16 protein-coding genes are annotated in these 19,493 nt (G+C 62.3%); 4 read left to right on the top strand and 12 right to left on the bottom strand.

Features of this window, described 5'->3' with window-relative positions:
- Positions 1-45: 45 nt before the first annotated feature.
- Positions 46-936 carry a DMT family transporter gene (locus tag BFP96_RS08730; RefSeq protein ID WP_065894545.1) on the bottom strand — a complete coding sequence of 297 codons (891 nt, stop codon included), beginning with the start codon at positions 934-936 and terminating at the stop codon, positions 46-48.
- A gap of 138 nt (positions 937-1,074) precedes the next feature.
- Between BFP96_RS08730 and BFP96_RS08735 the strand changes: the two genes are divergently transcribed.
- Both BFP96_RS08735 and BFP96_RS08740 read left to right on the top strand, forming a co-directional pair.
- Complete coding sequence (locus tag BFP96_RS08735; RefSeq protein WP_065883380.1) at positions 1,075-1,374, top strand: PsiF family protein; 300 nt, start codon at positions 1,075-1,077, stop codon at positions 1,372-1,374.
- 177 nt (positions 1,375-1,551) lie between these two features.
- On the top strand, positions 1,552-2,565 hold the full coding sequence (locus BFP96_RS08740) for an AI-2E family transporter (RefSeq protein WP_065883382.1): 1,014 nt from the start codon (positions 1,552-1,554) through the stop codon (positions 2,563-2,565).
- 124 nt (positions 2,566-2,689) lie between these two features.
- On the opposite strand, the gene BFP96_RS08745 is transcribed toward BFP96_RS08740, so the two are convergent.
- Positions 2,690-3,958, bottom strand: a complete 1,269-nt coding sequence (locus BFP96_RS08745; RefSeq protein ID WP_065883383.1) for an Hsp70 family protein — start codon at positions 3,956-3,958, stop codon at positions 2,690-2,692.
- A 239-nt stretch (positions 3,959-4,197) separates the two neighbouring features.
- On the opposite strand from BFP96_RS08745, the gene BFP96_RS08750 reads away from it, so the two are divergent.
- Together BFP96_RS08750 and BFP96_RS08755 are read left to right on the top strand one after the other, a co-directional pair.
- Positions 4,198-5,136, top strand: a complete 939-nt coding sequence (locus BFP96_RS08750; protein ID WP_065894546.1) for a DnaJ C-terminal domain-containing protein — start codon at positions 4,198-4,200, stop codon at positions 5,134-5,136.
- A 79-nt stretch (positions 5,137-5,215) separates the two neighbouring features.
- Positions 5,216-11,257 (top strand): NEL-type E3 ubiquitin ligase domain-containing protein, encoded by a 6,042-nt coding sequence (locus tag BFP96_RS08755; RefSeq protein WP_065936037.1) that lies wholly within the window; start codon positions 5,216-5,218, stop codon positions 11,255-11,257.
- Positions 11,258-11,323: 66 nt separating this feature from the next.
- Here the strand turns inward: BFP96_RS08755 and ureC are convergent, their stop codons facing one another.
- From ureC to urtB, 10 genes are all read right to left on the bottom strand, one after another.
- On the bottom strand, positions 11,324-13,024 hold the full coding sequence (gene ureC / locus BFP96_RS08760) for an urease subunit alpha (protein ID WP_065896747.1): 1,701 nt from the start codon (positions 13,022-13,024) through the stop codon (positions 11,324-11,326).
- Between the two features lie 117 nt (positions 13,025-13,141).
- Positions 13,142-13,447 carry an urease subunit beta gene (locus tag BFP96_RS08765; RefSeq protein WP_065936038.1) on the bottom strand — a complete coding sequence of 102 codons (306 nt, stop codon included), beginning with the start codon at positions 13,445-13,447 and terminating at the stop codon, positions 13,142-13,144.
- Complete coding sequence (locus tag BFP96_RS08770; protein ID WP_065883393.1) at positions 13,444-13,977, bottom strand: GNAT family N-acetyltransferase; 534 nt, start codon at positions 13,975-13,977, stop codon at positions 13,444-13,446. Before BFP96_RS08770 ends, BFP96_RS08765 begins: the two co-directional genes overlap by 4 nt.
- Positions 13,978-13,982: 5 nt before the next feature.
- Positions 13,983-14,495: a GNAT family N-acetyltransferase gene (locus tag BFP96_RS08775; RefSeq protein WP_065896748.1), complete on the bottom strand. Its 513-nt coding sequence runs from the start codon at positions 14,493-14,495 to the stop codon at positions 13,983-13,985.
- Positions 14,496-14,504: 9 nt separating this feature from the next.
- Positions 14,505-14,807, bottom strand: a complete 303-nt coding sequence (gene ureA / locus BFP96_RS08780; RefSeq protein WP_003171437.1) for an urease subunit gamma — start codon at positions 14,805-14,807, stop codon at positions 14,505-14,507.
- 158 nt (positions 14,808-14,965) lie between these two features.
- Positions 14,966-15,805 (bottom strand): urease accessory protein UreD, encoded by an 840-nt coding sequence (locus BFP96_RS08785; protein WP_065883396.1) that lies wholly within the window; start codon positions 15,803-15,805, stop codon positions 14,966-14,968.
- Positions 15,806-15,836: 31 nt separating this feature from the next.
- Complete coding sequence (urtE, locus tag BFP96_RS08790) at positions 15,837-16,535, bottom strand: urea ABC transporter ATP-binding subunit UrtE (RefSeq protein WP_065894560.1); 699 nt, start codon at positions 16,533-16,535, stop codon at positions 15,837-15,839.
- Positions 16,536-16,667: 132 nt separating this feature from the next.
- Positions 16,668-17,501, bottom strand: coding sequence for an urea ABC transporter ATP-binding protein UrtD (gene urtD, locus BFP96_RS08795; RefSeq protein WP_163032567.1), 834 nt, complete (start codon positions 17,499-17,501; stop codon positions 16,668-16,670).
- Positions 17,498-18,565 (bottom strand): urea ABC transporter permease subunit UrtC, encoded by a 1,068-nt coding sequence (urtC, locus tag BFP96_RS08800; RefSeq protein ID WP_065936039.1) that lies wholly within the window; start codon positions 18,563-18,565, stop codon positions 17,498-17,500. The genes urtD and urtC overlap by 4 nt, the downstream gene beginning before the upstream one ends.
- The coding region (gene urtB / locus BFP96_RS08805; protein WP_065936040.1) for an urea ABC transporter permease subunit UrtB at positions 18,565-19,493 on the bottom strand (929 nt) is incomplete at its 5' end. The genes urtC and urtB, both read right to left, overlap by 1 nt.

A 19,493-nucleotide genomic window follows, 5' to 3' on the forward strand; every position in this document is an offset into this window, starting at 1 on the left:
GCTCCCAGTTGTGAGTCGCGAGAGAGGCGAAAAGTTTTATCGGATTTAACAGGATGTGTCACGACGAGGTCTGACCGGCGTGGTCCAGCGCTCCGACAGGACCACCCCACCCAAGGTCAGCAACCCTCCCACCAGGTGATAAAGCGCCAGCGCTTCCTTCAGCACCACCGCCGCAATCAAGGCAGTAATCAGTGGAAGCAGGTTGAAAAACAACGTGGTACGGCTTGGCCCCAGGGTTTTGACCGAGTGCATCCACGCCAGCGGCGCCAGCATCGAAGCCAGCAGGCACGCATACAGCACCAGCGGGATATTCGCCCAGCCCAGGCCCGCCTTGGCCGAGAACAGGAACAACGGAAACAGCACCACCACCGCCACCAGCACTTGCAGATACAACAGCACCAACGGCGGCAGGCGCAGTTGCCATTTTTTCAGCAAGGTGCTGTAGACCGCGTAGGCCAGGGTGGCGACCAGCATCATGGCGTCACCGAGGTTGATCCCGTGTTGCAGCAACGCGCCCAGGCTGCCGGATGACACCACCACCACAACCCCCGCGAACGACAGCACCGCGCCGGTCAGCGCGCCGAAGGTCAGGCGCTGGCCGAGGCTGATAATGGCGGCGGTCAGGGCCATCAGCGGCATCAGCGAGAGGATGATGCCCATGTTGGTGGCACTGGTCAGCGTGGCCGCGTAATAGGCCAGGCTTTGATACACGGCCATGCCCAGCACCCCGAGCATGAAAATCTTGCCCAGGTTCGGGCGGATCAGCGGCCAGTTGGCGATCACCGGCTTGAACATGAACGGAGTGAACAGCAGCGCCGCGAACAGCCAGCGATAAAAGCCGATTTCAGCCGGGAAAATCGAACCCACCGCCAGTTTGTTGACCACGGTGTTGCCGGCCCAGATAAGGATGGCCAGCAGGGGATACGCGTATTGCATCGAAAGCAAACCCAATGTGTTGAAGAGGTGGAAGCGATACCGTCGGACGACTATTCGCCGCCGGTGAAGTTGTAACAGGTTTTGACTACACTGCGTTGTAGGCCGTGCCCTTCGGTACGGTAACAGGGAGAAAACTCCATGAAGATGCTGCGTATTCCGCTGTTGATGATGGGCCTGCTGCTGTGTTCCCAGGGTTTTGCCGCCACTGCCCAGCAAAACAAAATGACCACCTGTAACGCCGAGGCCACCACCAAGACCCTCAAGGGCGATGAGCGCAAGGCTTTCATGAAGACCTGCCTGTCGGCCCCGGCGGCCAATGATGCCAAGACCCTGACCCCGCAGCAGCAAAAGATGAAAGACTGCAATGCGTCGGCGAAAACCCAAGCGTTGACCGGCGATGCGCGTAAAACATTCATGAGCACCTGCCTGAAGAAGTAATAGCCCCAGGCCATAGAAGGCTGCGACACTCGCACGCAGTCCCTTTGTAGGCGCGAGCTTGCTCGCGAAAAACGTGAACGATCAAACGGGCACCCTGACTAAACGCGGTGCCCTTTCGTTTTTCGCGAGCAAGCTCGCTCCTACAACATCCTTTAACGCCGTTCGTTTTGAGGCTGTATGCCAACGTTTTCTCAGCGTCATGTGTTGTTGCTGGCCAGCTACATCATCATTTTCGGCGGACTGCTGCTGGTGCTGCCGCTCAAATTGCTGCCCAGCCTGCTGGCCGGCCTGTTGGTCTATGAATTGGTCAACATGCTCACCCCCCAACTGCAACGGCTGATCGAAGGGCGGCGTGCGCGCTGGCTGGCGGTGGCCCTGCTCGGCACCTTGATCGTCAGCGTACTCGCGCTGATCTTCGCCGGCGCCATCAGCTTTCTGCTCCATGAGGCGGAAAACCCCGGCGCTTCGCTCGACAAATTCATGGGTGTGGTCGACCGCGCGCGCGGCCAGTTGCCGCCGTTTTTGGACGCCTACCTGCCCGCCAGCGCCGCCGAGTTTCGCGTGGCCATCGGCCAATGGCTGAGCAAGCACCTGAGCGAACTGCAACTGGTCGGCAAGGACGCCGCGCACATGTTCGTCACCTTGCTGATCGGCATGGTGCTGGGCGCGATCATCGCCCTGCAACGCGTGCCCGACCTGACCAAACGCAAACCCCTGGCTGCGGCGTTGTTCGACCGCCTGCACCTGCTGGTCCAGGCGTTTCGCAATATCGTCTTCGCCCAGATCAAGATCGCCGCGCTCAATACCGCCTTCACCGCCGTGTTCCTCGCCGTGGTCCTGCCGCTGTGCGGCATCCACCTGCCGCTGACCAAAACCCTGATCGTACTGACCTTCCTGCTCGGCCTGCTGCCGGTGATCGGCAACCTGATGTCCAATACCCTGATCACCATAGTCGCGTTGTCGTTGTCGATCTGGGTGGCGGTGGCGGCGCTGGGGTATTTGATCGTGATCCACAAGGTCGAGTACTTTCTCAACGCGCGGATTGTCGGCGGGCAGATCAGTGCCAAGTCGTGGGAATTGCTATTGGCGATGCTGGTGTTTGAGGCAGCGTTCGGCCTGCCGGGGGTGGTGGCGGGGCCGATTTACTATGCGTATCTCAAGAGTGAGTTGAAGCTCGGCGGGATGGTTTAAGGCTTGTGTTGCCTGGGCTGACGCTATCGGGGGCAAGCCCCCTCCCACATTTGAAGGTGTTCACACATCAAACTGTGGGAGGGGGCTTGCCCCCGATAGGCGCGCCGCGGTTTTGAGCTGGAAATCAGCTGCCGTAGCGCTTACTCGCCTCAATCGCCAAACCACTCCCAATACTGCCAAAGATATTACCTTCCACGTGCCGCGCATTCGGCAGCATCGCCGCAATGCTGTGGCGCAGCGCCGGGATGCCGCTGGAGCCACCGGTAAAGAACACCGTGTCCACCTGGGCCACGCTCACCGAGGCGTCATTGAGCAACTGCGTGACACTGCCGCGCACGCGTTCGAGCAGGTTGTCGATGGATGACTCGAACAGCGCGCGGCTCAGGTCCACGCTCAGGCCCGCTTCGATACGGTCCAGTGGCACATGGCGGCTGTCGTCCTGGGTCAGCTGGATCTTGGTCTCTTCCACTTCCATGGCCAGCCAGTGCCCGGCGCGCTGTTCGATCAATTTGAACAGGCGGTCGATGCCGCCGGTGTCTTCGATGTCATAGCGCATGCTGCCCAGGGCCAGCTGGGATTTTTGCGAGTACACCGAGTTGATGGTGTGCCAGGTGGCCAGGTTCATGTGGTGGCTGGTGGGCATGTAGGCGCCGCTTTTCATGCGGCTGCCATAGCCGAACAGCGGCATCATGCCGGCCAGCGAGAGCTGTTTGTCGAAGTCGGTGCCGCCGATGTGCACGCCGCCGGTGGCGAGGATGTCGCTCTGGCGGTTGTCGTTGTGGCGGCGATCCGGCGACAGGCGTACCAGCGAAAAGTCGGAGGTACCGCCGCCGATGTCGACAATCAGCACCAGCTCTTCTTTCTCGATGGTCGACTCGTAGTCGAACGCCGCCGCAATCGGTTCGTACTGGAACGAGATGTCCTTGAAACCGATCGCGCGCGCCACGTCGACCAGGGTGTTTTCCGCCTCCTGGTCGGCCATCGGGTCGTCATCGACGAAGAACACCGGGCGGCCCAGCACCACTTCTTCGAACTCACGACCGGCATTGGCTTCGGCGCGGCTCTTGAGTTGGCCGATAAACAGTGCCAGCAGGTCGGTGAACGGCATTGCGGTGCCGAGCACACTGGTGTCGTGCTTGATCAGCTTGGAACCCAGCAGGCTCTTGAGCGAGCGCATCAGGCGGCCTTCGTAGTTCTCCAGGTATTCGTGCAACGCCAACCGACCGTACACCGGACGACGTTCTTCAAAGTTGAAGAAGACCACCGACGGCAGGGTGATTTTGTCGTCCTCCAGCGCGATGAGCGTCTCCTCGCCGGGGCGTATCCAGCCGACGGTGGAGTTGGACGTGCCAAAGTCGATGCCGCAGGCACGGGCTGGAGATTCGTTTTTCATGTCTAATCGGGTTCCGGTTGCAAAACGGCCGCGCAGTGTATGCCAGTCGACGCCGGATGCGTAGGCCGACCATCTGTTAAATACTGCTTGAAAGCGCGACATTTGCCCCCACATCTGGTGCATACGGCATGTGCCGAATGACACTGCGACGCACCCCAGGCCGCAAGACTCAACACGTGCAAACCAGCGCACCTTGTGGCCAGGCTGTGCGATCTCGATTTAAGGATGGTGAACCGCCGATGGATTTCAAAGATTACTACAAGATTCTGGGGGTCGAGCCAAGCGCCGACGACAAGGAAATCAAGGCCGCCTATCGCAAGCTCGCCCGCAAGTACCACCCGGATGTGAGCAAGGAGAAGGACGCCGAAGCCAAGTTCAAGGACGCGTCCGAAGCCTATGAAGCGCTCAAGAGCGCCGACAAGCGCGCCGAGTACGACGAGCTACGCAAATATGGCCAGCATGGCCAGCCGTTCCAGGGCCCGCCCGGTTGGCAGAGCCGTGGCGGCTTTGGCGGTGGCGCAGGCACTGAAGATTTCTCGGATTTCTTCAGCTCGATCTTCGGCTCGCGAGGCGACGCGTTTGGCGGCGGCCAGCGTCGGCCTGCCGGGCGCAAGGGCCAGGATGTGGAGATGCAGCTGTCGATCTCCCTTGAGGAAACCCTGTCCACCGAATCCAAGCAGATCAGCTTCCAGGTGCCGCAATACGACGCCTCCGGCCGGCACGTCAGCAACACGGTCAAGAGCCTGAATGTGAAGATCCCCGCCGGCGTGGCCGACGGCGAGCGTATCCGCCTCAAGGGGCAGGGTGCGCCGGGCATTGGCGGTGGGGCCAATGGCGATCTGTACCTGATTATCAAGTTCGCCGCCCATGCCCGGTTCGAGGTGGATGGCGAAAACCTGATCATCAACTTGCCGCTGGCGCCGTGGGAATTGGCCCTGGGCGCTGAAGTGGCGGTGCCGACCCTGACCGGCAGGATCAACCTCAAGGTGCCCGCCGGTAGCCAGAATGGCCAGCGCATGCGCGCCAAGGGCCACGGTCTGTTGAACAAGGCCGGGCAGCGCGGCTATCTGTTCGTGCAGCTCAAGGCGGTGATGCCTAAAACCAGCGATGAAGAGGTCAAGGCGCTGTGGCAGGCGTTGGCGGAAAAAGCCGCATTCAACCCACGCGAGCACTTCTGAACCGGTTAACTATGTAGGCTTTTCAACACGGGTCGTTCGATAGGCTGGGGGCTTTGCTCTCAACCAAGGACGACCCGCCATGCCGGATTCTCTGCCTCCCCCTTCCAGTGCCGAAGGGACCTTCAACGTCGACCTGCGCGGCGTTCACTACGACTTCCTCAAAGGCCGCGTGCCCGCCTGGTTCAACCAATCGGCTGCGCAGCGCCAGCAAGAACTCGCTGACCACGAAATGGAGCTGCCCAGCTGGTACTTGAGTGCCACGGCGCAGTCCAGAAGCGAGCTGGCGGCCAGCCATATTCGTTACCGCGACGCCTTGAACCGGGTCGAGAACACCCTGGGCACGATCAAGGACGTACTGGATTTCGCCGAGCAGCCGCTCAAAGATGCGATCAAGCAGCAATTCAACCTGGATCTGGATGTGCGCCAGGTGTACTTCGTGCGCAAGTACGCGCTTAAAGGCCGCGATGACTTTTATGGCTTTCTGGTCTTCGACCAGCAGAACGATGGGTCCCTGAGCTACGAGTACCGGGGTGTTTCCCTGCTCGAGGCGGCCCTGGCCAATTTCGAGGCCGACGAGGAACAACCGCTGCCGTGCAACGACTGCCAGCTCATTACCACGTGGAGTGGCTATGACGGCGAGGTGTTGTCCACCTTCCACGCCGTAAACGCCCAGGCGGTCAGCCTTGCGCCCCATGCGTTTGCCAGGCTCTGCCGCACCCTTGATCTGGGTGAGCAGTATCAGCAGCACCTCAAGGCGATTGTGCAGCCCGAGGACGGTGCCGAGCGTGACGCGCTGGAGAAGCAATTAGAGGAATATCACCGTCAGTCATTGGCCCTGGGCAGCGAAATCGCCCGGCGCCAATACATCGGCAGCCTCACCAATGGCCGCACGGGGTGGGGCATCAGCGACACGGCTTATCGCATGCTCCAGCAGGTGGTGGCCGATCCCGCCAGCGCCACGCTCGACGGCAAGCCGGTGGCGTTTGCGGCGTTGCAGGTGTTCGGCTGTACGCTGGTGGGCCCTGTGCTGATTGGCCCGAACCGCCTGGACAGCGAGCGGGTCGAGCGTCTGGTGGTGTATATCCCCAACGACCCCCAGCAGCCCGTCAAGGAATACGTCTCCAGCGCCGACTTTATGGTCGATCTGCGCACGCGCTTGCACAGTGCGTCCTATCGGCGGTTTTTCAGCAGTTTTGTGCCACAGCGTGAGCAAGGGGTGTTTTTCAAGCAGTTCGACGCCCTCTACAAACCCTCCAACGGCGCGGCCGCCGATTACCCGATCAAGCCGAGGGCGGCGCGGTTGCCGCTGGCGCAGATGGAGATCAGCGGCAATCTCTGGGAACAACTGCGCCAGGCCCAGGTGCGCAAGATCCTGGCCGATGGGCGGGCGGTGGCGGTGCCCACCGGCGATGAAGACCGCAACGCGCGGCTTGAGCGCTTGTCGAGCTATCTGGATGCGGTCATCAGCGTGTACAACCTGGCGGCGTTCGTGGTGCCGGGCTTGGGGCCGATCATGCTGGCGGTGGGGGCCGCGCAAATGGCCAGCGAAGCCTTCGAGGGCATTGAAGCCTACGAGCAGGGCGACGTTAAATCGATGTGGGCGCATTTTTCCAGTGTGGCGCTCAATGCGGCGTTTATCGGCACCGGTTCCAAGGTCCTGCCGCAAGTGAAAGTGTCGAGCATGGTCGATAACCTCAGGCCCATCACCCAGCCCGATGGTCAATCGCAACTATGGAACCCGGACATGGGGGCGTACAAAATCCCTGTGGACCTGGGCGCCGACGCCAAGCCGGATCGCCTCGGGCTTTACCAGCACAACGGTGAGACGATCCTGCCCCATGAAGGCGACTATTACCGGGTCAAACAGGATGCCCGCACCGGCGACTACCGCATCCAGCACCCGAGCCGCCCCGAGGCCTATACACCCCTGCTGGAGCATAACCATGCCGGTGCCTGGAGCCATGAAGTCGAGGAGCCGTTGACCTGGGACACCCCCACCCTGATGCGGCGCCTGGGCCTCACGCGTGAACCCCTCAGTGCCGAGCGCCTGGAGCACGCCCGGGACGCCAGCGGTGTCGGCGTGGACGCGTTGCGCGAGACCTTCGTTGAGCATCAGCCGGTGCCCGTGTTGCTCAACCAGAGCATCGAGCGTTTCAAGCTGCACCAGCAACTCACGACGTTCATCGAGCAGATGCGCAGCAGCGATCCGGCGGTCTACGCCAAGGCCGACATCACCTTGCAAATGCACATTCTGCGACGGCGCGGCCTGCTGCCCCAGGAACCGCCCCTGCGGGTGCTCGACCGCCACGGCACGCTGTTGTGGGAAGACGATGCACGGCCATCGCCGGCCAAGCGCGTGGTGGTGCTCAGTGAGCAGCACATCGCCCGTGGCGAGTTGCTTGAAGAGGTGCTGAACACCCTGCAAGGCGTTGACCCCGCGCTCAAAGGCATTCCCGGCACTGGCGAGGATTCACTGCAGACCCGGGCCGGTCTGTTGCGCCAGGACATTGCCGGTGTGGTCGAGACCTTCAAGGGCGCGCTGCTCGAGGAGCGTTACAACGCCCTGAGCGCCAGTGATGATCCCGATGTGCGGCTCATCCGTGACAGCTACCCACACTTGCCCGAACCGGTGGCGGCGCAGTTGCTCAAGCACCTCGATACGCCGGCACTGGAGGCACTGCGCGACACCGGGCGGCTGCCGCCGGAAAGCGCCGAACTGGCGCAGTGGTGCGAGCAGGAAACCCGTGTGGCCAAAGCCTATGAAGGGCTGCACCTGGACACACTGGCGGACATCGACAGCCAGCGCCTGGCCCTGCGCACCCTCGAAACCCTGCCGGGATGGCCACGGGGGACGCGGGTAGAGTTGCGTCAGTATTCGACTGCCGGCCCGCTCCTCGACGCGATCGGCTCGCCGGACTGGCCCCACACCAGGGTGCTGGTGCAGATGGACAACGGCCTGTTCCAGGCACCGGTCCCACGGGATTTCTACGCTGGCGCCTGGGATGCCTTATCGGCCCGCGAGCGCCAGGGCCTGGGGTTCACCGATGCGCAGCAATTGAAGGCGGCGATTCAACACACTCCACTGCCGCGGGAGCCATTGCGTACGGTGCTGCTGGAGCACCCGGTGCGCAAGCCGGCTTACGATCCGGCCATGCGCCTGCTCGGGGGTGGTCGCGGCATCCTCCAGCGGGTGAGTGGGGCGCTGCGCTCTTCCAGCAGCCGTATGCAGGACCGCGTGAAGGCGCTTTACCCCTCGTTCGATGACGCAGAAGTGGCGCGATTTATCCAGGGTTTGGGCGATGACGCCGGGGGCAAACTGGACCAGCTCAAAGCGCAATACAAGCGCCTGGATGAGACGCTCAAAGAGTGGGTCAAGGTCAACGAGCAGCCCACGAGCAGCGCAGTGGCGCGTGCGCAGGACCCTGCCGTCAGCATCGCGAACACTATCAGGCGGTGCTGGCGCCGGGAGAGCGAGGCATCGCTGCACCTGTTCGGCACCGGCACGCTGGAGCTGCCAGCGGTGGACGCGGATTTCAGCCATGTCCAGACGCTGGAGCTGCACCGATTCGCCTGGTCTGACACGGCCCAGAGGTTCCTGGCTGGCTTCGGCCAATTGCGTGGCTTGAGGATCGACGATTGCGGGCTGACCGAGTTGCCGGAGGCGGTGGGTGACATGCGTCACCTCACCTCGTTGGACCTGAGCGGAAAATCTTCTCGATTCAACCGCGTAAACCGTGGGCGAATCAGCGGCAACCGGCTCCAGCTGACCCGTCAAAGTGCCGCAAAACTGAGTGCGATGGTCCAGCTTGAGGACCTCTCGCTGGCCAATAACCCCTTGGGCAGCGTGCCGGACTTCAGCGGCATGCGGGGGTTGAAAAAACTCAACCTGCGCAACACCGGCATTGATCAGTGGCCAGCCGGCCTCAGCAGTCAGGAAGGCCTGGAACGGGTCGATCTGAGCCAAAACCAACTGCGTGAGGTACCGGAGCAACATCTCAGGCCGGCACCCGACCGACTCGACAAGATCGCCAGGATCAATGGGGTGACCTTGCTGCGCGATAACGCATTCCCCGCCGAGTATTGGCGCGAGCTCGACAGCTATTGGCAGCGCTTGAGCGAGACCCGCCCAGACCTCATCAAGGGCGCCCTATCCGATGCATTCGACAGTGGTAATCCCGATGTCGAAAAATATCGGCGGGTGTACCCAGGTAAAAGCAGCCAGCAAGCCAGGGAGTTCCTCTGGCGGTCAGGCGCGGACGCGGGTGCGGAGCTGACCAGGCTGGAGCAGGAGTTCAACGTGCTGCAAAACCAGTTGAGTGCCTGGGTCTTTTCCGGGGGCGGTGAGCGTCAGCGCTACGTGCGGATGGGCGAACGGCAGGCCAACACGGCCGCGATGACCGACAGGTACACCGCGCAGCAACGTATCCTCGAATGCTGGCGACGCGAGAGCGCGCCGAAGTTGGCCAATGACGGCACGCCTATCGGCCTGGAGCTGGATTTGAGCGGCTTGAACCTGCCCAGCCTGCCGGATCTGGACGTGGACTTCAGCCATGTCGGCTCACTCAAATTGAACAACATGCACTTGAGCGCTTCACCCGAGGGGTTCCTCGCGCGCTATCGCCACCTGCGCTGGCTGGACATGTCGAACAACCAACTGCGCGAGTTGCCCCCGGCCCTGGGGGACATGCACGGCCTGACGCGCTTGATGCTGCAAAAAAACCAGATCCGTCTGACTGCGCAAACGGCGCGTATCCTGTCTGAACGCACGACCCTGCGCGCGCTGCTGATGCATGACAACCCACTGAGTATCAGCCCGGACTTCAGCCGTATCACCGATCTGCGTACCCTCAGCCTGGCCAGAACCCAGATCGATACCTGGCCGGTCGGCTTGGCGGAACAACCGGCCCTGGACACCATCGACCTGCAAGACAACCAGATCACAAGCATTCCCGCCGCCGTGATTGCCCCCCCGGCGGAGCAGTTGGAGCAGATGACCCGGATCAACCGCGTGACCCGCGTGAACAACAACCCGTTATCCGCAGAGACCCAGCAGCGGGTGCTGGATTATGCTGCCCGGCTGCGGCAGGCAGGGCCGTCCGGGGCGGGGGAAATCAATCTGTTGGTGGATTCCGCCAGGCAGGTTCGCGGTGGCCGGGTGATCACGGCCGCGCAAGAAACGCCGTTCCTGCGCTGGACCTCCAACCTGTCCGCGGAGCAAATCGCCGCCAGACGAACCCAGTGGTTTGCATTGCGCGACCAGCCGGGTGCCGATGGTTTGTTCAACAGTGTACTCGAGCGCCTCGATCTGGCTGGAGCTGACCGGGGGGAGCAGCAGCGTCGGGTCTGGGAAATGCTGGACGCGATCAGCGAAAACACCCCGCAATCGGCGCAGTTGCGCCAGGAACTGTTTGACCGCGCGGGGGAGCCGAGGTGTTGTGACCGTGCGGCGTTTACTTTCAGCAACCTGGAAGTGCGAGTGCTGGTCTACCGGGCTCGCGCACAGGCGCTCGGTGAGGCGCCGGGGCGCGCCTTGTCGCAGTTGTCCAGAGGCCTGTTCCGTCTGCATGAGATCGATAAAATCGCTTCGGCGGATATCCAGCGCAGTGAAGCCATCGTTAACGACCCGGCGGTGTCCCTGGCCGAAAAACAACCCCACAGAAGCCGACTGAATGAGGAAGTGGAAATCCGCCTGGCTTATCGTCATGGCCTCAAGGACCGTCTGCAATTGCCCGGGCAACCCGACCATGTCAGGTTCACCGGCATGGTGGGGGTCACTGCGCCAATGCTCGATGCGGCCTATGAAAAAGTCGTGGCGCTGAATAACTCGGCGCAGGAATTTCAGTCGCTGGTGTCCGAGGATTTCTGGCAGGACTATCTGGCCCATAAATATCGGCCGCAGTTCGAAGCACAGAGCCAGCCGCATCAGGAGGCGTTGGTCACGCTGACCGACCGCTTCAACGCGGGCGACCTCACCGAAGGCATGTACAAGCAAAAGGCCGACGATGAGCAGGCCAGGCTGGCGGTCAAGGAAGCGGCGTTGATCGAGACCTTGAGTCGCCAGGAATTGGCGGAGCATCCCTTGGACGGTGAATCGTCCGAGGAGGAAGCGACTGACCTGTAGCGGCCAGGAGGTCCTGCCTGCGCCCGCCACCTGGCGGGCACCGGCCTGCTGTGGATCAAAAAGCCGTTAAAACAGGAAGTAACGCTGCGCCATGGGCAATACCTCGGCGGGCTCGCACCACAGCAACACGCCGTCGGCCTTGACCTGGTAGGTCTGTGGGTCAACGTCGATGTGGGGCAAGTAGTCGTTGTGGATCAGGTCGGTTTTCTGCACGTTGCGACAGCCCTTGACCACGGCGATCTGCTTCTTCAGTCCCAGGGCCTCGGGCACTCCGGCGTCCTGTGCCGCCTGGCTGATAAAGGTCAGGCTGGTGGCGTGCAGCGAGCTGCCGAAGCTGGCGAACATGGGCCGGTAGTGTACCGGTTGCGGCGTAGGTATCGAGGCGTTGGCGTCGCCCATCAGGCTTGAGGCAATCGCGCCACCCTTGAGGATCAGGGTCGGCTTGATGCCGAAGAACGCCGGGCGCCAGAGCACCAGGTCCGCCCATTTGCCCACTTCGATGGACCCGACGATATGGCTGATACCGTGGGTGATCGCCGGGTTGATGGTGTATTTGGCGATGTAGCGCTTGGCGCGGAAGTTGTCGTTGCCGGGGCCGTCGCCGGGCAGGGCGCCGCGCTGTTTTTTCATCTTGTCGGCGGTCTGCCAGGTGCGCGTGATGACCTCACCGACACGGCCCATGGCCTGGCTGTCGGAACTGATCATCGAGAACGCGCCCAGATCATGCAGGATATCTTCGGCGGCGATGGTCTCGCGGCGGATACGGCTTTCGGCGAAGGCCACGTCCTCGGCGATGCTTGGATCGAGGTGATGGCAGACCATCAGCATGTCCAGGTGTTCGTCGATGGTATTGCGCGTGAACGGCCGGGTCGGATTGGTGGAGCTGGGCAGTACGTTTGCAAAGCCGCAGGCCTTGATGATGTCCGGCGCATGGCCGCCACCGGCGCCTTCGGTGTGGTAGGTGTGAATGGTGCGGCCCTTGAGTGCGGCCAATGTGGTTTCAACGAAGCCGGACTCGTTCAGTGTGTCGCTGTGGATCGCCACCTGCACGTCGTATTCATCGGCCACGCTCAGGCAGTTGTCGATACTCGCGGGCGTGGTGCCCCAGTCTTCATGCAGCTTCAAACCAATGGCCCCGGCCTTGACCTGTTCGATCAGCGGCTCAGGCAGACTGGCGTTGCCCTTGCCGGTAAAACCGATATTCATCGGGAACGAATCGCTGGCTTGCAGCATGCGCGCCAGGTGCCATGGCCCCGACGTACAGGTGGTGGCATTGGTGCCAGTGGCCGGCCCGGTGCCGCCGCCGATCATGGTGGTGACGCCGCTGGTGAGCGCTTCCTCGATCTGCTGCGGGCAGATGAAATGCACATGGGAGTCGATGCCGCCGGCGGTGAGGATCATGCCTTCGCCCGCGATCACTTCGGTGCTGGCGCCGATGGCCATGGTCACGCCGGGCTGGATATCCGGGTTGCCGGCTTTGCCGATCGCATGGATACGCCCGTTCTTGAGGCCGACATCAGCCTTGACGATGCCCCAGTGGTCGATAATCAGCGCGTTGGTAATCAGGGTGTCCACCACCTCATGGGCGAGCAACTGGCTCTGGCCCTGGCCGTCGCGGATGACCTTGCCGCCGCCGAATTTGACCTCTTCGCCGTAGACGGTGAAGTCCCGTTCCACTTCGACGAACAGCTCGGTGTCGGCCAGGCGCACCTTGTCACCGACGGTGGGGCCGTACATGTCGGCGTAGGCTTGGCGGGTGATTTTCATGTGTGTGCCCTGAAGAATATGTGTTGAATGTGAAACCGCTATCGGGGGCAAGCCCCCTCCCACATTTGGAGCTGTGAATACCTTCAAAGGTGGGAGGGGCTTGCCCCCGATGAGGCCCTAAAGGTCGCCCATGATCCGCCCGGCAAACCCGAATACCCGTCGCCCGCCGCTTAAATCCACCAGCTCGACCTCGCGACTCTGCCCCGGCTCGAACCGCACCGCCGTACCCGCCGGAATATTCAGGCGCATGCCGCGGCTTGCAGTGCGGTCAAACGCCAACGCGTCATTGGTTTCGAAAAAATGGTAATGCGAACCCACCTGGATCGGCCGGTCGCCGCTGTTGGCCACGCTCAAGGTGGCGGTGCGGCGCCCGACATTCAGTTCGATCTCGCCAGGCTGGATCTGATATTCACCAGGAATCATGCAGGTTGCCCCAGGGTCTTGAAGTAGATGGCGGTCGGGCTGTAGCGCCCGTCCGGGCTTTGGCAGTAGTCGGGCAGCTCACCGACTTTGGTGTAGTGCAGGGACCGGTAGAAGGCCTCGGCACCGGAGCCGGCCTCGGTGTCCAGGTACAGCAGGCCGCGCTTGTGCTGGCGGGCGGCGAGCTCCAGGGTGTTCATCAATTGCTGGCCCAGGCCATGGCGGCGGGCACTGCTGTGCACCAGCAACTTTTGCACCTCGGCGCGGTTCAGGCCGTTGGCTTTCTGGCACAGCGCCAATTGCACGCTGGCGACCACTTGTTCTTCGCGCACCACTACCCACAGCAGCAGGCTGGCGTCTTCGATACCGGCTTGCACGCCGTTCAGGTACTCGCGGGCCTGGGTCTCATCGAAGTCGGCCATAAAGCCCACGGATGCGCCATGCTGTACCGCGTCCAGCAACAGCTCGATCAAGCCCAGGCGGTAATGGGCAAAACTTTCCGCATTGACGCGACGCAGGTGTGCAGCGCTCATCGATCTCACTCCTTGGGCGGTTTGGCGCCCGGATTCAGCGTCAGTTGCATAAAGGTCAGGTCCAGCCAGCGGCCGAACTTGATACCCACTTGGGGCATCTGCCCGGTGGTGATGAAACCCAGGCGTTCATGCAGGCGGATCGAGGCCTGGTTGCCGCTTTCAATGGCCGCGACCATGACGTGCTTGCCGCAGCTGCGGGCGCGCTCGATCAGGGCCAGCATCAGCTGCGGGCCGAGGCCTTTGCCGCGCTGGTCATTGCGCACGTACACCGAGTGTTCGACGCTGTAGCGAAAGCCCTCGAAGGGACGCCAGTCGCCGAACGAGGCGTAGCCGGTGACTTCATCGTTTTCCACCACCACCAGGATCGGGTACTGCTGCGCCTGGCGTGCGCTGAACCAGGCCTGGCGGTTGGCCAGGTCCACCGGTTGCTCGTTCCAGATTGCCGTGGTGTTGAGCACCGCGTCGTTGTAGATGGCGCGGATCGCCGGCAGGTCGTGTTCGGTTGCATCACGAATCATCGCTGCACCTTACGCAATGGGTTGATGAACGGTGACCAGCTTGGTGCCGTCCGGGAAGGTGGCCTCCACCTGGATATCCGGGATCATTTCCGGGATGCCTTCCATCACCTGTTCGCGGCTGAGCAGGGTGGTGCCGTAGTGCATCAGGTCGGCCACGGTGCGGCCATCGCGGGCGCCTTCCATCAGGGCGGCGGAGATATAGGCGATGGTTTCCGGGTAGTTGAGCTTCACACCGCGCGCCAGTCGCCGTTCGGCGACCAGGCCTGCGGTGAAGATCAGCAGCTTGTCTTTTTCCCGTGGGGTCAGGTCCATGGTTCAGTCCGTAGTCAGGCAATTAAAAAGGCGAGCGCTAACTCCTGTAGGAGCGAGCTTGCTCGCGAAAAACCTGAGGACGCCGCGTGCCTTCAGGATGCCCGCGTTATCGTTAACGATCTTCGCGAGCAAGCTCGCTCCTACAAAAGGGCGCATCTTCATGTGCTCCAGATTCGTGGTGCGACTGCTTCGCGGCCCAGCAGCGCCGGGCGCAACAATCGCCATAAATCAATCAACCACCCCCGCGCCAGCAGCGCTTCACTGGCCAAACAACGCGCCACCAGCAACCCGGGCAATTGGGTCAAGTCGCCGCGCACCGCGTGTGGCAGTGAGCGGCAGTGTTCGAGCAATTGGGGATCGATCTCACCGGTCACCAGCAACGTGGCGAACACCGGTTGCCCGTCCAACCCGATGGGCGAATCCAGCAAGCCATCGGCGCCCACAATGCGCTGGCGCTCATGCCAGAGCAACTGGCCGTCGCGGCGGATATCCAGGTGCGATTGAAAGTGCCCGAGGTCGAAGCGCTCGCCGCTGGCGGGGCGTCCGAGGGCGACCACATCCCAGTAGAACAGCCGCGCATCGCCTTGCAGGTCGATGCGCGTGGTGAGCTCGGCCTGGGCCGCGCTGAACACGATGGTTTCCTGGGGCAGCCATTCCAGCGTCGCGCCGGCCTCGACGGTCAACTCGACGTGCTGAAATGCCGGGCCGCCGGCGCGGTACCACTTGGCTGCGCCGGGGCTGGTCAACTGCGCCCAGGCATCGGTGCCGACGTGGGCGCTGATGTCCAGGCGATCGCCACCGGCAATCCCGCCGGGCGGGTGCACGATGATGTGCTGGCATACCTCGGGACCTTCGGCATACAGGTGCTTTTGCACCCGCAGCGGGCCAAGGTGACGGCGCATGACCGGGCGCGTGGTGTCGCCGAAACGCGCATAGCCCAGTTCCAGCTCGGCGTGCCAGCTGGGGGTGAACAGGGCAGGGGAAACGGGCAGGTTCATGGCTGAGTGCTTATCGTCAGGAGGCTAGAGATTAGATGGTTACGAGACCGCGTACACCCTCGCTTTCCATATTTTCACCACGGCCCTGCTGCACGATTTCGCCGCGTGACATCACCAGGTACTGGTCGGCCAGTTCGGCGGCAAAATCATAGAACTGCTCCACCAGCAGGATCGCCATATCACCACGGGCGGCGAGTTGCTTGATGACGGCGCCGATTTCCTTGATCACTGATGGCTGGATACCTTCGGTGGGTTCGTCGAGGATCAACAGGCGCGGACGGCTGGCCAGGGCGCGGCCAATCGCCAACTGCTGCTGCTGACCACCGGACAAGTCGCCGCCGCGTCGATGCTTCATTTGCAGCAGTACCGGAAACAGTTCGTAGATGAACGCAGGCACTTCCCTGGCTTGCGCGCCTGGGAAGCGCGAAAGGCCCATCAGCAGGTTTTCTTCCACGGTCAGGCGCGCGAAAATCTCGCGTCCTTGCGGCACATAAGCGATCCCGGCATGCACACGCTGATGCGGCTTGAAACCGGTGATAGGTTTGCCTTCCCAGTTCACTGCGCCTTCCTTGGCCGGCAGCAGGCCCATCAGGCACTTGAGCAGGGTGGTCTTGCCCACGCCGTTGCGCCCGAGCAGGCAGGTGACTTCGCCGATCTTCACATCGAAGGACAGCCCGCGCAGGATGTGGCTACCGCCGTAGTATTGGTGCAGCTTGTTGACTTGCAGCATTCCAAAAACCTCCTCAATCCCCTGTAGGAGCGAGCTTGCTCGCGAAAAACCTGAGGGCACCGCGTGCATTCAGAATGCCCGCGCTATCGTTGATGATCTTCGCGAGCAAGCTCGCTCCTACAGGAAACCACCTTAGCGACCGAGGTAAACCTCGATCACCCGCTCATTTTCCTGCACCTGTTCCAGCGACCCTTCGGCCAATACGCTGCCCTGGTGCAGCACGGTGACGTGGTCGGCAATCGAGCCGACAAAGCCCATGTCGTGCTCCACCACCATCAACGAATGCTTGCCGGCCAGGCGCTTGAACAGTTCGGCGGTGAATTCGGTTTCGGCGTCGGTCATGCCCGCCACCGGTTCATCCAGCAGCAACAGTTGCGGATCCTGCATCAGCAGCATGCCGATTTCGAGGAACTGCTTCTGGCCGTGGGACAGCAAACCGGCGGGCCGATGCACCGAGGCGGTGAGGCGGATAGTGTCGAGCACTTCGTCGATGCGGTCTTTCTGCTCGCCACTCAGGCGTGCGCGCAGGCTGGCCCACACCGACTTGTCGGTCTTCTGCGCCAGCTCCAGGTTTTCGAACACGCTCAACGCCTCGAACACGGTCGGCTTCTGGAACTTGCGACCGATGCCGGCCTGGGCGATCTGCACCTCGCTCATGCCGGTCAAGTCCAGGGTTTCGCCGAACCAGGCGTTGCCGTGGCTGGGCCGGGTCTTGCCGGTGATCACGTCCATCAGCGTGGTCTTGCCCGCGCCGTTGGGGCCGATGATGCAGCGCAGTTCACCGACGCCGATGTAGAGGTTGAGGTCGTTGAGCGCCTTGAAACCGTCGAAGCTGACGCTGATGTCTTCCAGGGTCAGGATGGTGCCGTGGCGCGTATTCAGGCCCTTGCCGGCCGCCTGGCCGATACCGATCGCATCACGGCCGCTGCCCGCATCGAAAATAGGTTCAAGCATGACGTTCCTCATTTCTTCAGCAGGCCGATGACGCCCTTGGGCAGGTACAGCGTGACGATGATGAACAGCGCCCCGAGGAAGAACAGCCAGTACTCAGGAAAGGCCACGGTGAACCAGCTCTTCATGCCGTTCACCACGCCCGCGCCGAGCAGTGGGCCGATCAGCGTGCCACGCCCGCCCAGCGCTACCCACACGGCGGCTTCGATGGAATTGGTCGGCGACATTTCGCCGGGGTTGATGATGCCCACCTGCGGCACATACAACGCGCCCGCCAAACCGCACAGCACCGCGCTCAGCACCCACACGAACAGCTTGAAGCCACGCGGGTCATAGCCGCAGAACATCAGGCGGTTTTCCGCGTCACGCAGTGCGGTGAGCACGCGGCCGAATTTGCTGCGGGCCAGGCGCCAGCCGATGTACAGGCTGGCCACCAGCAGCAGTACCGTGGCCACGAACAACACCGCCCGCGTGCCAGGTTCAGTGATGCCAAAGCCGAGGATGCTGCGGAAATTGGTAAAGCCGTTATTGCCGCCAAATCCGGTTTCATTGCGAAAGAACAACAGCATCCCGGCAAAGGTCAGGGCCTGGGTCATGATCGAGAAATACACGCCCTTGATCCGCGAGCGGAAAGCGAAAAAGCCGAACACCAGGGCCAGCAAGCCCGGCGCCAGGACCACCAGGCACAGCGCCCACCAGAAGTGTTGGGTGCCCACCCAGTACCAGGGCAATTCGGTCCACGACAGAAACGTCATGAACGCCGGCAACTCATCGCCCGATGCCTGGCGCATCAGGTACATGCCCATGGCATAACCACCGAGGGCGAAGAACAGGCCGTGGCCGAGGGACAACATGCCGGCGTAACCCCACACCAGGTCCAGCGCCAGTGCGACGATGGCATAGCAGAGAATCTTGCCGACCAGCGTCAAGGTATAGGCCGACACATGCAGCGGGTTTTCCGGCGACAGCAGCGAACCCAAGGGCAGAGCCAGCAGCAGCAACAGGATCACCGCGCCCACTGCAATCGTCACCTTGGGGCCGGCCTTTTGCGTGGCCGTTAGCATCAATGGCTGATTCATCAGTCGATCACCCGTCCTTTCAGTGCGAAGAGTCCCTGCGGGCGTTTCTGGATAAACAGAATGATCAGCGCAAGGATCAAAATCTTGCCGAGCACCGCGCCGATCTGCGGTTCCAGGATCTTGTTGGCGATCCCCAGGCCAAAGGCCGCCGTCACACTGCCGGCCAACTGGCCGACACCGCCCAACACCACCACCAGGAATGAGTCGATGATGTAGCTCTGGCCCAGGTCCGGGCCGACGTTGCCGACCTGGCTCAGCGCCACGCCGCCCAGGCCCGCGATGCCGGAGCCGAGGCCGAAGGCAAGCATGTCCACCCGTCCGGTTGGCACGCCGCAGCAGGCCGCCATGTTGCGGTTCTGGGTGACGGCGCGCACGTTGAGGCCCAGGCGCGTCTTGTTCAGCAGCAGCCAGGTCAACACCACCACGAACAGCGCGAATGCAATGATCACGAGACGGTTGTACGGCAGCACCAGGTTGGGCAGCACTTGAATGCCGCCGGACAACCATTGTGGGTTGGACACTTCAACGTTCTGCGCACCGAACACCAGGCGCACCAACTGAATCAGCATCAGGCTGATACCCCAGGTGGCGAGCAGTGTTTCCAATGGCCGGCCATACAGGTGACGAATCACCGTGCGCTCCAGCGCCATGCCGATGGCGGCGGTGACGAAGAACGCCACCGGCAGTGCGATCAGCGGGTAGAACTCGATGGCCTGGGGCAGGTAGCGCTGCATCAGCAACTGCACCACGTAGGTGGAATAGGCGCCGAGCATCAGCATCTCGCCGTGGGCCATATTGATCACGCCAAGCAGGCCGAAGGTGATCGCCAGGCCCAGGGCCGCGAGCAATAGAATCGAGCCCAGGGACATACCGCTGAAGGCCTGGCCGAGGATCTCACCGAACATCAACTTGCGTTTGACCTGGGCCA

This window comes from Pseudomonas sp. 34 E 7 (assembly GCF_900005715.1).
Classification (GTDB): domain Bacteria; phylum Pseudomonadota; class Gammaproteobacteria; order Pseudomonadales; family Pseudomonadaceae; genus Aquipseudomonas; species Aquipseudomonas orientalis_A.